At 57.4% G+C, this 15,709-nt stretch carries 9 protein-coding genes; 3 read left to right on the top strand and 6 right to left on the bottom strand.

The features are described from left to right. Positions 1-76: 76 nt before the first annotated feature. The 5 genes from aroF to gyrA all read right to left on the bottom strand — a co-directional run bounded on the left by aroF (position 77) and on the right by gyrA (position 7,093). Complete coding sequence (aroF, locus tag WC392_01030; GenBank protein MFA5240936.1) at positions 77-1,093, bottom strand: 3-deoxy-7-phosphoheptulonate synthase; 1,017 nt, start codon at positions 1,091-1,093, stop codon at positions 77-79. A 53-nt stretch (positions 1,094-1,146) separates the two neighbouring features. Then, positions 1,147-2,253 carry a histidinol-phosphate transaminase gene (hisC, locus tag WC392_01025; GenBank protein ID MFA5240935.1) on the bottom strand — a complete coding sequence of 369 codons (1,107 nt, stop codon included), beginning with the start codon at positions 2,251-2,253 and terminating at the stop codon, positions 1,147-1,149. Positions 2,254-2,261: 8 nt separating this feature from the next. Continuing rightward, complete coding sequence (gene pheA / locus WC392_01020; protein MFA5240934.1) at positions 2,262-3,329, bottom strand: prephenate dehydratase; 1,068 nt, start codon at positions 3,327-3,329, stop codon at positions 2,262-2,264. Between the two features lie 5 nt (positions 3,330-3,334). Then, positions 3,335-4,417 (bottom strand): 3-phosphoserine/phosphohydroxythreonine transaminase, encoded by a 1,083-nt coding sequence (serC, locus tag WC392_01015; GenBank protein ID MFA5240933.1) that lies wholly within the window; start codon positions 4,415-4,417, stop codon positions 3,335-3,337. Between the two features lie 108 nt (positions 4,418-4,525). After that, positions 4,526-7,093 carry a DNA gyrase subunit A gene (gene gyrA, locus WC392_01010; GenBank protein MFA5240932.1) on the bottom strand — a complete coding sequence of 856 codons (2,568 nt, stop codon included), beginning with the start codon at positions 7,091-7,093 and terminating at the stop codon, positions 4,526-4,528. Between the two features lie 426 nt (positions 7,094-7,519). Between gyrA and WC392_01005 the strand changes: the two genes are divergently transcribed. The 3 genes from WC392_01005 (at position 7,520) to WC392_00995 (ending at position 11,332) form a co-directional block, all read left to right on the top strand. Beyond that, positions 7,520-8,908: an outer membrane protein transport protein gene (locus tag WC392_01005; GenBank protein ID MFA5240931.1), complete on the top strand. Its 1,389-nt coding sequence runs from the start codon at positions 7,520-7,522 to the stop codon at positions 8,906-8,908. Positions 8,909-9,018: 110 nt separating this feature from the next. After that, entirely contained in the window at positions 9,019-9,909 is an 891-nt protein-coding gene (locus WC392_01000) for a hypothetical protein (protein MFA5240930.1), read from the top strand. An 82-nt stretch (positions 9,910-9,991) separates the two neighbouring features. Further along, the gene (locus WC392_00995) at positions 9,992-11,332 is read left to right on the top strand and encodes an outer membrane protein transport protein (protein MFA5240929.1); all 1,341 of its coding nucleotides are present in this window, start codon (positions 9,992-9,994) and stop codon (positions 11,330-11,332) included. A 391-nt stretch (positions 11,333-11,723) separates the two neighbouring features. On the opposite strand, the gene hrpA is transcribed toward WC392_00995, so the two are convergent. Continuing rightward, the gene (hrpA, locus tag WC392_00990; protein MFA5240928.1) at positions 11,724-15,677 is read right to left on the bottom strand and encodes an ATP-dependent RNA helicase HrpA; all 3,954 of its coding nucleotides are present in this window, start codon (positions 15,675-15,677) and stop codon (positions 11,724-11,726) included. Positions 15,678-15,709: the final 32 nt, after the last annotated feature.

Here is a 15,709-nt window from a genome sequence, read left to right as displayed (position 1 = left end):
AACCACGGAGGGCACGGAGGGCACGGAGACTGGAAAAGATTTTCTCTGTGTGCTCCGTGCACTCCGTGGTTCATTTTTAGATGGTCCGCCCGATCGCGTTGGCAATCAAGCCCAGCGTGCCCATCAGGTCTTTCAGTTCCTGCGGGGTGAGGGCCTGGTCGGCGTCACACCAGGCTTCACACGGGGCCGGGTGCATTTCCACCAGCAGGCCGTCCGCGCCCGCGGCAATGGCGGCACGCGACAGGGCTGGCACCATCCACGCCTTGCCGCCGGCATGGGAGGGGTCGACGATGACTGGCAGATGGGTTTCCTTTTTCAAAACTGGAATCGCGGTGACGTCCAGCACGTTGCGGTAGTAGGTTTCAAAGGTGCGGATGCCGCGTTCGCAGAAGATGATGTTGTGGTTGCCGCCGGCGGCGATGTATTCCGCTGCCATGAGCCACTCGGAAATGGTGGCGGACATGCCGCGCTTGAGAATCACCGGTTTGTTGACCTTGCCGACTTCCTTGAGCAGATCGAAGTTCTGCATGCTGCGGGTGCCGATCTGGATCACGTCCACATCGTGTTTCATGAAAGTTTCCAGTTGGCGGGCATCCATCAACTCGGTGACCATGGGCAGGTTGTAGCGTTCCGCGGCCTTGCGGAACATGGTCAGGCCTTCCTCGCCGTGGCCCTGAAAAGCGTAGGGGCTGGTGCGGGGCTTGAAGGCGCCGCCGCGCATCAGGCGGCAACCGGCTTCATGGACGTATTGGGCTGCGGCATCCATCTGCGGCTGGGTTTCCACCGAGCACGGGCCGGCGATGATCTGCACCTGGTTGCCGCCCAGCTTGATTCCCTTGATGTCGATAACCGAATCCTGTTTGTGCCATTCGCGTGCCACGATCTTGTAGGGTTTGACGATGTGCATGGACTGTTCCACGCCGGGCAGGGCGTCGATCAGCTCCTGATCCAGCTTGCGCTCGTTGCCGATGGCGCCGATCACGGTGCGTTCCGTGCCGCGTGAAATATTGACTTCGAGGCCCGATTCGTGGATTTTTTTGACGACGCCCTCGATTTGTTCTTCTGTGGCGCCATTGTTCATGACGATGATCATTTTGTTTCTCCGTTAGCTGTATTCGTTATAACTTGGGTTCGGTTATGCACTATTCAATCAAGTGCCGCGAGTGAATGTTCGAGTGCCTGCAGGAATCGGGCATTCTCCGCTTCCAGGCCGATGCTGACGCGCAGGTATTCCGCCATGCCGTAGTTGGCAATGGGGCGCACGATGACGCCCTGTTTCAGCAGGCTATGGTTGATGGCGGCCGCATTGCCTACCTTGACTGCCACGAAATTGCCCGCGGACGGGATATGGCTCAAGCCCAGGCGACCGAGGCCGGCGGTGATCTGCTCCATGCCCTTGCGGTTGATCTCCACGCATTCCGCCAGAAACGCTTCGTCCTGCATCGCCGCCACCGCGGCTGCCTGCGCCATGCAGTTGACGTTGAAGGGCTGGCGCACGCGGTTGAGCAGGTCCACCACTTCCGGGTGGGCCAGCGCGAAGCCGACGCGCAGGCCGGCCAGCCCATAGGCCTTGGAAAAAGTACGGGTGATGAGCAGGTTGGGGTATTTTTTCAGCCAGGCTATCGAGTTGCTGCGCTCTGCTTCAGGCAGGTATTCGGTATAGGCCTCGTCCAGCACCACCAGCACGGTGTGGGGAACCTGGCCGAGGAAGTGCTCCAGCTCCGCGCTGCCCAGCAGCGTGCCGGTGGGGTTGTTGGGATTGGCGATGAAGATGACGCGCGTATCGTCGCCAATCGCTTCCAGCATGGCCTTGAGATCGTGGCCATGTTCGCGCGCCGGGGTTTCGATGCCGCGCGCGCCGGCAGCCTGGGTGGCCAGCGGATAGACGGCAAAGGCGTACTGCGAATAGATGGCGGAAGTGCCGGGCGCGAGGAAGGCGCGCGCAGCCAGTTCCAGCAGGTCGTTGGAGCCGTTGCCGAGCACGATCTGGTTCAGCGCCACGGCGTATTTTTCCGCCAGCGCCGATTTGAGCAGGAAGCCGTTGCCGTCCGGGTAGCGCGCGATTTCCATCAGCACGTTTTCCATCGCGGCCAGGGCGCGCGGGCTGGCGCCGAGCGGGTTCTCGTTGGACGCGAGCTTGACGATGTCTTCTTCCGCCAGGTGCATTTCCCGCGCCAGCTCGGCGATCGGTTTGCCGGGCTGGTAGGGCGCAATGGCGCGCACGTAGGAGGGTGAAAGGTTACAGAGTTCCATGGTGGCCTTTACAGGACAGCGGCCGGGTAGGAGCCGAGAATCTTCAGGAAGGCAGCTTTGTCGCGCAATTCCAGCAGCGCCCTGGCGACTTTTTCGTCCTGGTGGTGGCCCTCGATATCGACAAAAAACATGTATTCCCACAGGCCGGTGCGCGAAGGCCGGGATTCCAGCTTGCTCATGCTGACGCCGTGATGGGCGAGCGGCGCCAGCAGTTCGTAGACGGCGCCGGGCATGTTTTTCGAAGACAGCACCAGGGAAGTCTTGTCCTTGCCCGAAGGGGCCGCGTCATGCCCGGCGATCACCAGGAAGCGGGTGGTGTTGTTGGGCTCGTCCTCAATGTTCTCCGCCACTTTTTCCAGGCCGTAAACCTCGGCTGCGGCCTCACCGGCAATGGCAGCGGCGTTCTCGTCCTCGGCCGCCAGTTTTGCCGCCTTGGCATTGCTTACCACCGGAATGCGTTCCGCCCCGGGCAGGTGCTGGTTGAGCCACTCATGGCACTGGGCAAGGGACTGGGCATGGGAATAGACCTTGACCGTCTTGGCCGTGGCGCCGGGCTTGCGCAGCAGAAACTGGTGTACGCGCAGGTCGACCTCGCCGCACACCTTGAGCGGGGATTCCAGCAGCAGGTCCAGCGTGGTGCCCACCGCGCCGCCGGTGGAATTCTCCACCGGCACCACGCCGTAATCGGCCGTGCAGGCCTCGACGTTGCGGAACACCTCGTCGATAGAAGCGCAGGCGTCCGTTTGTGCGGCGTGGCCGAAATGCTTGACCGCCGCGGCCTGGGTGAAGGTGCCCTCGGGCCCGAGAAAGGCCACCTTGAGCGGTTTTTCCAGCGCCAGGCAGGCGGACATGATTTCGCGGAACAGCTTGGCGACCGATTCTCCCGCCAGCGGGCCGGGATTGTTTTCCTTCACCCGGCGCAATATCTGCGCCTCGCGCTCGGGGCGGTAGACCAGCCCGCCGCCCTTGAGCGCGCCGATGGCCTGGGCATGCCGGGCGCGGTCGTTGATGAGCTTGAGCATCTCGTCGTCGATGGCGTCGATGGCATCGCGGTGCTGGCGCAGTTCCTTATCCATGCTGATCACCCATGTTGGCGCTCGAAATCCTGCATGAAGGAAACCAGTGCCTGCACGCCTTCCAGCGGCATGGCGTTGTAGATCGAGGCGCGCATGCCGCCGACCATCTTGTGGCCCTTGATGGAAACGATGCCCTGTTTTTTTGCCTCGGCGATGAATGTCTCGTCCAGGCCCTGCCTGTTCAGGGTGAAAGGCACGTTCATGCGCGAGCGGCAGGAGACCTCAACCGGATTGTGGTAGAGGCTGCTCTCGTCGATGGTCTGGTAAATCAGCCTGGCCTTGGCGATGTTGGCCTGCTCGATGGCGGCGAGGCCGCCCTGTTTCTTCAGCCATTGGAATACCAGTCCCGCCACGTAGATCGAGTAGGTCGGCGGGGTATTGAGCATGGAGCCGTTGTCGGCCTGCACCTTATAGTCGAGCATGGTCGGGATGCTGGCTGGTGCCTTGTCGAGCAGATCCTCGCGCACGATCACCAGGGTCAGTCCGGCCGGGCCGATATTTTTTTGTGCGCCGCCGTAGATCAGGCCGTATTGGGATACATCGACCGGGCGCGACAGGATGTGCGAGCTCATGTCGGCGACCAGCGGGGCAGATGCGCCCAGCGTGGCGATGTCGTGCATTTCCACGCCATGCACGGTCTCGTTGGTGCAGACGTGCAGGTAGGCCGCATCCGCTGACAGGCTGATTTCTTCGGCGCCGGGCAGACGGGTGAAGTTGCTGGCCTCGGTGGTGGCGGCAAGACGCGCGCTGCCGACCTTGCCGGCTTCCTTGAAAGCCTTTTTCGACCAGGCGCCGGTGACGATGTAGTCGGCCGAGCGTCCGGCGAGCAGATTCAGCGGGATCTGGGCGAACTGCATGGTCGCGCCGCCCTGCAGGAACAGAACGCGATAATTGGCGGGAATGTTCAGCAGCTCGCGCAGGTCGGCTTCAGCCTCGGCGATGATGCCGGAGAAATCCTTGCCGCGATGGGTCATTTCCATCACCGACATGCCGCTGCCGTGCCAGTTCAGGAGTTCGTCGCGCGCCTGCTCCAGAACGGGCTGGGGCAACATGGCGGGACCGGCGCTGAAATTGTAGAGTCGTTGCATATTTGGATTAAAAATCTAAAAACAATTGAACCACGGAGGGCACGGAGGACACGGAGCTAAGTCTTAAATATTTTCTCCGTGCTCTCCGTGAGCTCCGTGGTTAATAAATCACTCTTCCTCTGCTTCGCCAGCCTCGTCGGACTCTTCCGATTCGACCACTTTCTGCAATCCGGTCAGTTTCTCGCCCTTGTCCAGGTTGATCAGCGTCACGCCCTGGGTGGCGCGGCCCATTTCGCGGATTTCGCGCACACGGGTGCGGATCAGCACACCACCGGTGGTGATCAGCATCAGTTCATCGCTTTCTTCCACCAGCGTGGCGGCAACCACCTTGCCGTTGCGTTCCGATGTCTGGATCGCCATGATGCCCTGGGTGCCGCGCCCGTGGCGGGTGTATTCGGTGATCGGGGTGCGTTTGCCGTAGCCGTTTTCAGTGGCGGTCAGGACCGACTGGTTCTCGTTTTCCGCCACCAGCAGGGAAATGACTTTCTGTTCCTTCTGCAGGCGCATGCCGATCACGCCGCGCGAATTGCGGCCGGTATCGCGCACGTCACTTTCCTCGAAGCGCACCGCCTTGCCGCCGTCGGAGAACAGCATCACGTCGTGCTGGCCGTCGGTGATGGCAACGCCGATGAGGAAGTCGCTCTCGTCCAGATTGATGGCGATGATGCCGCGCTTCATCGGGCGCGAGAAGTTGGTCAGTGGCGTCTTCTTGACGATGCCGCTGGAAGTGGCCATGAAGATGAAATGATTTTCGTCGAATTCCTTGACCGGCAGGATGGCGTTGATTTTCTCGCCTTCTTCCAGTTGCAGAAGGTTGACGATGGGACGGCCGCGCGAGATGCGGCTGCCCTGCGGGACTTCATATACCTTGATCCAGTACACCCGGCCATGGTTGGAGAAGCACAGGATGTAGTCGTGGGTATTGGCGACGAAAAGGTTGTCGATGAAATCCTCTTCCTTCATCGCCGTCGCCTGCTTGCCGCGTCCGCCGCGTTTCTGCGCCTTGTAGTCGTCGAGCGGCTGGGATTTGATGTAGCCGGTATGTGAGAGCGTGACCACCACGTCCTCCGGTGTGATCAGGTCTTCCATGCTCAAGTCCTGGGCATGGGCGATGATCTCGCTGCGGCGGCGGTCGCCGAACTGGGCCTTGACGGCATTCAGTTCGGTGACGATGATTTCGGTGACGCGCTCCGGCCGCGCCAGGATGTCCAGCAGGTCGGCGATCTTCAGCATCACGTCCTTGTACTCGCCGACGATTTTGTCCTGCTCCAGCCCGGTCAGGCGTTGCAGGCGCAGTTCCAGGATGGCCTGGGCCTGGGCTTCCGACAGGCGGTAGCCCTGGGCGGAAAAGCCGAATTCCGGCGCCAGGCCTTGCGGGCGGGAGGCATCGGCGGAGGCGCGCAGCAGCATTTCTTCCACCAGCGGCGAGCGCCAGGTGCGCTCCATCAGGCCCTGTTTGGCGATGGCCGGAGTGGCCGCGGCCTTGATCAGGGCGATGATCTCGTCCACGTTGGACAGCGCCACGGCCAGACCTTCCAGGATGTGGCCGCGCTCGCGGGCCTTGCGCAGTTCGAACACGGTACGGCGCGTGACCACTTCGCGGCGGTGGCGCAGGAAGGCATCGAGCATCTGCTTGAGGTTCAGCAGGCGCGGCTGGCCATCCACCAGGGCCACCATGTTCATGCCGAAGGTGTCCTGCATCTGGGTGTCTTTGTACAGCTGGTTGAGGATCACTTCCGGCACTTCGCCGCGTTTCAGCTCGATCACCACGCGCATGCCGGACTTGTCCGACTCGTCGCGCAGGTCGGAAATACCCTCGATTTTCTTCTCGCGCACCAGTTCGCCGATCTTGATGCATAGATTGGCCTTGTTCACCTGGTAGGGCAGTTCGTCGACGATGATGGCCTGGCGCTCGCCCTTTCCGATGTCCTCGAAATGGCAGCGCGCGCGCATCACCACCCGGCCGCGGCCGGTGCGGTAGCCTTCCTTGACGCCCACGGTGCCGTAAATAATTCCGGCAGTGGGGAAGTCCGGCGCGGGGACGATCTCGATCAGCTCCTCTATGCCGGTTTCCGGTTCGGCCAGCAGCTTGAGACAGGCATCCACTACTTCGTCCAGGTTGTGGGGCGGGATGTTGGTTGCCATGCCGACTGCGATGCCTGAGGAGCCGTTGATCAGCAGGTTGGGTATCTTGGCTGGCAGCACCAGCGGTTCGAATTCCGAGCCGTCATAGTTGGGTCCGAAATCGACGGTTTCCTTGTCGAGGTCCGCCAGCAACTCATGGGCGATTTTCGTCATGCGGATTTCGGTGTAACGCATCGCGGCGGCGTTGTCGCCGTCCACCGAACCGAAGTTGCCCTGGCCGTCCACCAGCGGGTAGCGCAGCGAGAAAGGCTGCGCCATGCGGACGATGGTGTCATATACCGCGGTGTCACCGTGGGGATGGTATTTACCGATTACGTCGCCGACGATACGCGCCGATTTTTTATAGGCCTTGTTCCAGTCGTTGGATAGTTCGTGCATGGAGAACAGCGCACGGCGGTGCACCGGTTTCAGTCCGTCGCGCACGTCCGGCAGGGCGCGCCCCACGATCACGCTCATGGCGTAATCGAGGTAGGAACGGCGCATCTCTTCTTCAAGGCTGACCGGGATTGTTTCTTTGGCGAATTGATCCATAAATTTTAAGTGTTTGCTCTATCAGACGGCAGAATTTGAACTCGCGATATTAGCACGCGAGGGTGTTTCAGGCCATATTCAATGGCGAAGTGGCGCTACGCAAAGTAATTGGTGGAGTTTTCAGAGTATATAGCCTGCATCAATGTCTCGGGCGTGGTGCAGCGTCCGAATAATCAGTAACCCATCTTCATCCGGCACATACTGCTTTCTCCGTGCGCCCCGCAGTTGAAAAGCTTGTGTTGCGTTATGTCCGTTATCAAGTGTTGCGCGCACGCAACAATTTGAGCTGGAATGCTGACGGCACGCTTGTCTGGTGTGGTTTTTTATGTAACATTGACGCAACAAAAAAAGCGGCACCAAAGTTGATACAGAAACCGTTACACAGCATCAACAATAAACTTTTCTCAATCACGAGGGGATAACAGCATGAAACTTAAAAAAATTGTGGGTGTACTGGCCGCTATCGGAATTGCAGCACCGGGCGTTGCCCTGGCAACCAACGGCATGTTGATGGAAGGCTACGGCCCGATTGCAACCGGTATGGGTGGCGCATCCATGGCCTATGACAACGGCGCTGGCGGCATGGCAAACAACCCTGCAACCATCGGCCTGATGGCTAATGGCACCAGCCGTCTGGATGTCGCGATTGGTGGTTTGCACCCTGATATTACTTCGACTTGTACGACTGCCCCGTGCGCCGGCGCGAAAGCCAAATCTGGTGGTGATGCCTACTATATGCCGGCTGCAGGCTGGGTGAAGAAAGACGGCAAGCTGGCATATGGCGTTGGCGTGTTTGCGCAGGGTGGCATGGGTACGGAATATGGTACGAGCACTTGGGTGAGCGGCGGCACAGGCTTGCCCAGCCGCTCCGAAGTTGGCGTGGGTAGCCTGATTGTACCGATTGCTTACGATGTGACTCCCGACCTGAATATCGCTGGCTCGCTGGATTTCGTCTGGGCGGGCATGGATCTGCAAATGGCAATGTCTGCGGCCCAAATGGGTGCCCTGGCAGCTGGGGGCAATTTGACGGGAGCCCCAATGGCAACTCTTGGCGCTTTTATGGGTGGTGCGAACAACGTCGGATACTTTGATTTCTCAAATAGTGACGATTTTAGCGGCAGGGCGCATTCCACTGGCTGGGCCGGGAAACTGGGCATGACCTACAAGGTCAACAAGCAGATGACCATCGGCGCAACCTATCACTCCCAAACCAGCTTGAATGACATGGAAGCTGACGGCGCGCAGATGCGAATGATCGATAATTCTGGATCAATGGGGCCTGCAGGAACAACCTATACTTTGACAGGCAAGGTCAAAATCGTTGACTTCCAGTTCCCGGAAACTTTTGGTTTTGGCGTCGCTTTCCAGGCTAATGACAAGCTGATGATCGCAGCTGATTATAAGCGTATTGGCTGGGAAAAGGTCATGAAAAACATGCACATGACGTTCGCTAGCTCGGACATGGGTGGCGTTACCATGGACATGAAGCTGCCGCAAAACTGGAAAGATCAGGATGTGTTCCAGCTGGGTGTGGCATATAAGGCAACCGATGCGCTGACCCTGCGCGCCGGCGTGAATATTTCCGACAACCCGGTTCCGGAGGCTTATGTCAATCCGCTGTTCCCTGCAACCATCAAGGAGCATTACACCCTGGGTGCTGGCTATGCGTTCAACAAGGTGTCCGAAGTGAATGCTTCGTACTCCTATGCGCCTAAAGTGACTGTGACCTCTCCGGCAGTAGCAGGCGTTTCGAACGGCTACAGTATCGAGCACGCGCAAAACAACTGGCAACTGATGTACAGCCACCGTTTCTAAGGTCCAGCTGAACACCTTGTTGTGTTGAACTGAAAGGGCTGAGCAGTTACACTGTTTCAGCCCTTTTTTTATGCGGCTATTGAATAGAATAAACATGGAGAACTATCAACATGAAAAAAATATTAGGGGCTTTGTTGTTGACTGTGTGGGCGCCGCTGGCGTTCGCGATTACACCTTATATTTCCGGCGATAAGGTGACGGGCGGTGATGTGAATGCCGTGATGGGCCAGGTGGAGAAGAAACTGACTGCGGAAGGTTTTACCGTGGTGGGCAAGTACTCCCCCAAAGGTGTGAGCACGCATGGCGTGGTGGTGGTGACCGATAAGGGCATGCTGGATGCGATTCATGGTATTGGTGGGGCGGCCGTTGCGGGTGCTGCCGTGCGCGTGGGTGTAAAGGCCGATGGCTCGGTCAGCTACATGAACCCTGATTACTGGTATCGTGCCTTCTTGCGCAAGCAGTTCAGCTCCGCCGAGCCGGCCGTAAAAGCGCTGCAGGCAAAATTGCAGAAGTCGCTGGGTGCCGGCAAGGGTTTCGGCGGTGATGAGCCAGCAGGCGATCTGCCCAGCTATCGTTACATGATCGGCATGGAGCGCTTCGAATCCGACAAGAACGAACTGAAATCACATGCCAGCTTCGAAGCAGCGGTAAAAACCATTCAGGATAATCTGGCCTCCGGCAAAAACAAGACTTCCAAGGTGTATGAAGTCGTTCTGGCCGACAAGAAAATTGCTGTGTTCGGTGTTGCCATGAATGACGCCAAGACCGGCGAAGGTGTCTGGCTGAACAAGATCGGTACCGACAACATTGCAGCGATGCCATATGAAATCTATGTGGTAGGCGGCAAGGCGAATGCCCTGTATGGCCGCTATCGCATCGCGTTGGGCTGGCCTACGCTTGGCATGGGTTCTTTCATGAAAATCAGCGATTCCCCGGATGAAATTCTGGAAACTCTGACTGGTGTTGCCGGTGGCACGTACGAGAAGTCCGGTGCTTTTTAAGCTTTAATTTTTCCTGTTGGCTTTGGCCGCTAGGTAAAGCTCCGCGAAAGCGGGGCTTTTTTATTGAAAAAATGAGGTTGGTATGCAACAAAAAAAATTGGTTGTGGCTATGGTATTCATGGCAATTCCGGGGGTCGCATGCGCCACCAACGGGATGAACATGGAAGGCTATGGTCCAATTGCGCTGGGCATGGGGGGCGCATCAATAGCCTACGATAACGGCTCTGCTGCAATGATGAATAACCCCGCCACCCTGGGGTTGATGGAGGATAACCATCGGCTGGATCTGGCGCTGGGTATTCTTGCTCCTGATGTGAATGCCAGCATGAGCGGTAATTCTGCCCATTCTTCCGCAGATTCATTTGGTGGTCCCGCTCTGGGGTGGAGCCGCCGGCATGACAAGCTGACCTTTGGCATGGGTGTTTATGGTCAGGGGGGCATGGGGACTGAATATGGCGCAAACAGCTTTATGAGCATGGGCACTGGACTTGCGACACGCAGCGAACTCGGGGTTGGTCGTGTGCTTTTACCCATAGCCTACAATGTTTCTCCTGATTTCACCGTGGGCGGGTCGATTGATTTTGTTTGGGCGGGACTGGATCTGCAAATGGCGATGCCTGCACCTCAGATGACGAGCCTGGCTACAAGTGGAAATCTGTCCGCTAGTGGTAATGGCGCTCCAGGTCTTAACCCTTGGATGGGTGTTGCAAGCAACGTAGGGTACTTCGATTTTTCCAATAGCAATGATTTTTCCGGTAAAGCGCATTCCACTGGCTGGGCCGGGAAGCTGGGGATGACTTACCAGGTCAACAAGCAGCTGACCCTCGGTGCGACTTATCACTCTAAAACCGATTTGGGTGATATGGAAGCTGATGGCGCCAAAATGTTGATGGTTGACACACTTGGGGTAAATCCAACGGCGACTTTGACAGGCAAGATCAAAATCGTGGATTTCCAGTGGCCTGAAACCTACGGCGTGGGTTTGGCATATCAGGCAACCGGCAAGCTGATGGTCGCTGCGGACTACAAGCGCATCAGCTGGGCAAGCGTAATGCAGAACTTCCACATGGTGTTCTCCACTACTGACTTGAATGGCATCACCCTGGACATGAAACTGCCACAGGAGTGGAAGGACCAGGATGTCTGGATGTTGGGCCTCGCATATCAGGCTACCGATGCGATGACCTTGCGCGCCGGTGTCAATATTGCCGATAATCCTGTGCCTGATGCCTTAATGCATCCTTTGTTCCCGGCGATTGTCAAGAATCACTATACGGCCGGGTTTGGCTACCGTTTCAGCAAAGTATCCACGATTGATTTCGCTTACAGCTATGCGCCGGAAGTGACCAGTACTAATAGTTCTGGGGTAACTGTGAGCCACGGGCAAAATAACATGCAGTTTATCTATAGCTACCGTTATTGAGTATTGAGTATGCTATCCAGAGAAAAAAACCGGCTTGTTGCCGGTTTTTTTTACTTGTCAGCTATAGAAATTGTTTATCTTTGAATTAAATGGCAAGAGCTTGACAGAATGCTTTATTCACACCCTCTTCCTGAAAAGATATTGTCATGCCGCACGTAAGGGCGGGCGCAGAATCGTTACGACAAGCCATTGTTTATAAAGGAGTAATAAATTGTTCATTTACTGCGCGATGTAGAAAAAAACGTATTCGCTCAATGGGTTTAGATGTTCTGTTGAAGACTATCCACAGAGTTATCCACAGATTCTGTGGGTAACAAAATAAGTCTATTTAATTGAGTGGCTTGCCGTCTATTCCGTAAGATTACTTTAACGTTGAGTGCTAACTGGCAATTTATTCTTTTGAGGCTGCTTCCCATTGTTTTTCAAGCCTTTTTACGGAGATTGGCTGGATGGTTTTGAGTTCCTGGGCAAACAGCGATACGCGTAGTTCTTCCAGCATCCAGCGGAAGTCCTGGAGCGACTGGCTGTTTGCTTCCCCTTTTTTTTCATTTTGCGCTGTTTTTTCCAGGTAACGGCGGTACAGAGGGGCAAGTTGCTCGCGGTTCAGCCTGTCGCGCTCTGTTGTGCTGGAAAGTTTATCCAGCCGTAAAGAGATGGCCTTGAGGTAGCGCGGATAGTGACGCAGCCAATTAAGCGGTGTGTGCGTGAGGAAGCCAGGATAAATCAGTTGAGCCAGTTGAGCTTTCATATCCGAGATGGCCTCTGCCCATTGCTTTGCGGTTTGCAACTTGTGCAATAAAACGTGGTACTCGGCGAGAATTTCGCTTGCAAGTTTGCAGATCTGGTTGGCTCCAGTCACCAGCAGGGGGCGAGTTTCGTCACGTCGCTGATTGAACTGGGCTTCATTGCGGACCGGTGGTTTGTCACCGGTCAGGATATGTTCCGCAATGGCTTGCTGTAACGAGTGCTTGAGTTCGTCACATGAACCCAATGGCAAATAGTGCAGGCAGGTGGCTTTATTGACGGGTAGTGATTTCTCGAGAAAACGGGCCTGTTCTGGCATCTGTAGCAGGAGCAGGCGTGCCAGCCCAGTCTGCATGGCCTGTGCGGCTTTGGCCTCGGTGTCGAACAGACGTAGCGAGATATGGTCATCTTGCGCCTGCAGAGCCGGGTAGCCGAGCAGCGTCTGGCCTTGGCGCTGGAATTCCAGTCTTTCCGGTAGTTCACCGAAATCCCAGCAGGTAACTGAATCGCGCTCGAAAGACGATGACATTGCTGTGACGAAGCATTTCTCTGCCTTGCTGCCCAGGCGTTGCCGCAGTTCCGCGAGGTTACGGCCACTGGCGATTTCATCTCCATTTTCGGAGATGATGCTGAAATTCATTTGCAAATGCGTTGGCAGCAATTCCTGTGGCCATGCTTCAGGCGGTATGCTGATTTTCTTGCGGCGCGCCAGAAATTCAGTCAGGGCAACGGTCAATGCCTGGTCGCGGGAGGTGATCTGATTCAGTGCTGCAGTGGCAAATTCAGGCACAGGCACACAGGCGCTGCGAAGCTTGTGCGGCAGGCCGCGAATCAGCCAGGTGATTTTCTCGCGCAGCAAACCCGGCACCAGCCATTCGCAGCGCGCCGCGCTGATCTGGTTAAGCGCTGGCAGCGGAATGGCAAGAGTCACGCCATCAAGGGGGTGGCCATGCTCGAAGCGGTAGGACAGGTTGAACGTACTGCCGCCGAGATTGAGCGTGGGTGGAAACAAGTCTTCCGTGATATGCCCAGCTTCATGGCGCATCAGTTGTTCGCGGCTGAGATAAAGCAGGCGAGGCAGTTGGCGTTCCGCTTCATGGCGCCACTTGTCAAATGCTGCGCCGTTGTGAATGCCGGGCGGAATCAGAGCGTCGTAGAACTCGCATATACGTTGTTCGTCCACCAGAATGTCCTGCCTGCGCGCCTTGTGCTCCAGTTCCTCGATTTCTTCAACCAGCTTTCGATTGTGAATGAAGAAAGGTGCCTTGCTATGGAATTCCCCCTCCACCAGGGCGGCGCGGATAAAAATCTCGCGTGCTTCCGAGGGATGGATGGGTCCGTAATGGACTTTGCGCCTGGGCTCGATCACCAGGCCGTAGAGTGTGACACGCTCATAGGCAGAAACACGTGCGGCTTTCTTTTCCCAGTGCGGGTCGAAATAATTGCGCTTGATGAGGTGCCCCGCCAGCGGTTCGATCCATTCCGGCTCGATGCGGGCAAGAGTGCGCCCATAGAGGCGAGTGGTTTCGGTAAGTTCGGCGGCCATCAGCCATTTTGGGTTAGCCCCTCCCGGCCTCCCCTTGTCAGGAGGAGAATCCACCGCTTCCCCCCTGACAAGGGGAGATTGAGGGGAGGTGGGTTTGAACAGCACCGAGCCCGGAAAAATGGAAAATTTGATGCCGCGCGCGCCCAGATACTCGCGGCCCTCGCTTTTCTGGCCAATATTGCCGAGCAGGCCGGTGAGCAGGGCGCGGTGGATCTGGCCGTAATCAGCTTCGATCTCGTTGGGGCGCATGCCCATTTCCTTGATCATCACCGCCAGCTGGCCGTGGATGTCGCGCCACTCGCGCATGCGCAGTGCGGACAGGAAGTTGTCGCGGCAGAGCTGGGCCAGCTTGCGGCTTGACTTCTTGTGGATCAGGGCTGCTTCGTAAAAGCGCCACAGTTTGAGAAAGCCGAGGAAGTCCGAGCGCTCGTCCTGGAAACGCCGGTGCGCCGTGTCTGCGGCTTCCTGAGTTGCCAGCGGGCGCTCACGCGGGTCCTGGCTGGATAGCGCGGCGGCGATGATCAGCACTTCGGCGAGACTGTTTTCTTTTTGCGCGGCCAGGATCATGCGCGCAATGCGCGGATCGATTGGAAGCTGGGCCAGCTGTTTGCCCAGGGGCGTCAGCTGACGCGCTTCATCCATGGCACCGAGTTCTTCCAGCAACTGGAATCCGTCTGATATGGCGCGCGGATCAGGGGCTTCGAGGAAGGGGAAGGCATCGACGTCGCCTAGCCCCAGCGCCTGCATGCGCAGGATCACGGCTGCCAGGTTGCTGCGGCGGATTTCCGGATCGGTGAATGCCAGGCGGGCGTTGAAATCCTCCTCGCTGTAAAGGCGAATACAGATGCCCGCGGCCACGCGCCCACAGCGCCCGGCGCGCTGAGAAGCGGAGGCTCGCGAGGTTTTTTCCACCTGCAGGCGTTCCACCTTGGCGCGTACGCTGTAGCGGCGAATGCGGGCATAACCAGGGTCGATCACATAGCGGATGCCTGGCACGGTGAGAGAGGTTTCCGCCACATTGGTTGCCAGTATGATGCGTCGCCCACCGCCAGATTTGAAAATCTGGTCCTGCTCTGCGCTGGACAAACGGGCGAACAGCGGCAAAATATCCGTATCGGGGAGGTGGTGCTTGCGCAGCGCTTCCGCCACGTCGCGAATCTCGCGCTCACCCGGCAGAAAAATCAGGATGTCCCCGCCGTGTGATCCAGTCTCATCCACCGCATGGAGGATGGCCAGTTCCAGCGCTTCTTCTCTGCCGTTATCTTCCTCGACCTGAAGCGGGCGATAACGGACCTCGACCGGATAGGTTCTGCCTGATACTTCAATTACGGGTGCGCCATCAAAATGATTCGAAAAACGTTCCGCATCGATAGTCGCGGAGGTGATGATGAGCTTCAGGTCGGGACGGCGGGGCAGGATGCGTTTGAGGTAACCAAGCAGGAAGTCGATGTTGAGGCTGCGCTCGTGAGCTTCGTCGATAATGATCGTATCGTAGGCATCGAGAAATCGGTCGCCCTGAGTTTCGGCAAGCAGGATGCCGTCGGTCATGACTTTGATGTAATTGTGTTCACTGACATGATCGTGAAAGCGAACCTGGTAGCCAACCGCATTCCCGGTCTCGGATTTCAGCTCAGCCGAAATGCGCGTGGCTACGCTGCGGGCTGCAATTCGCCTTGGTTGCGTGTGGCCGATCAGTCCAGCAACGCCGCGCTTGAGTTCGAGGCAGATTTGCGGCAACTGGGTGGTTTTGCCGGAGCCGGTTTCGCCGCAGACGATGACAACCTGATTGGCTGCAATTGCAGCAGCGATGTCATGGCGCTTTTCGTTTACAGGTAGTTCGGCGGTGAAAGAGGGAACAGGGATGCATTCAAGCCGGCTGATTCGCCTTGCAGCTGAAGCCTGAATGCGGGCGCTGAGACTGGTCAGTGCGTTATCTTGTAATTTTCCGCTGCGCAGAGCAGTTTCAAGCTGATTGAGTTCGCGCCTGAAACGGTGCCGGTCACGCTGCATGCATTTTGCGATTTCGGTGGAAAGGGTGCGGAAGTCAGGTGGCACGGAAGGTAAGCTGAACTAGATCGGTGCAATTA

Origin of the sequence: Sulfuricella sp. (assembly GCA_041651995.1) — a bacterium.
Taxonomy (GTDB): domain Bacteria; phylum Pseudomonadota; class Gammaproteobacteria; order Burkholderiales; family Sulfuricellaceae; genus Sulfurimicrobium.
This window is presented reverse-complemented; position numbering and strand designations above follow the sequence as displayed.

Excerpts from the sequence above, each read along its gene's own strand:
- aroF (MFA5240936.1), bottom strand. The coding sequence starts at position 1,093 with ATGATCATCGTCATGAACAATGGCGCCACAGAAGAACAAATCGAGGGC.
- hisC (MFA5240935.1), bottom strand. The coding sequence starts at position 2,253 with ATGGAACTCTGTAACCTTTCACCCTCCTACGTGCGCGCCATTGCGCCC.
- pheA (MFA5240934.1), bottom strand. The coding sequence starts at position 3,329 with ATGGATAAGGAACTGCGCCAGCACCGCGATGCCATCGACGCCATCGAC.
- serC (MFA5240933.1), bottom strand. The coding sequence starts at position 4,417 with ATGCAACGACTCTACAATTTCAGCGCCGGTCCCGCCATGTTGCCCCAG.
- gyrA (MFA5240932.1), bottom strand. The coding sequence starts at position 7,093 with ATGGATCAATTCGCCAAAGAAACAATCCCGGTCAGCCTTGAAGAAGAG.
- WC392_01005 (MFA5240931.1), top strand. The coding sequence starts at position 7,520 with ATGAAACTTAAAAAAATTGTGGGTGTACTGGCCGCTATCGGAATTGCA.
- WC392_01000 (MFA5240930.1), top strand. The coding sequence starts at position 9,019 with ATGAAAAAAATATTAGGGGCTTTGTTGTTGACTGTGTGGGCGCCGCTG.
- WC392_00995 (MFA5240929.1), top strand. The coding sequence starts at position 9,992 with ATGCAACAAAAAAAATTGGTTGTGGCTATGGTATTCATGGCAATTCCG.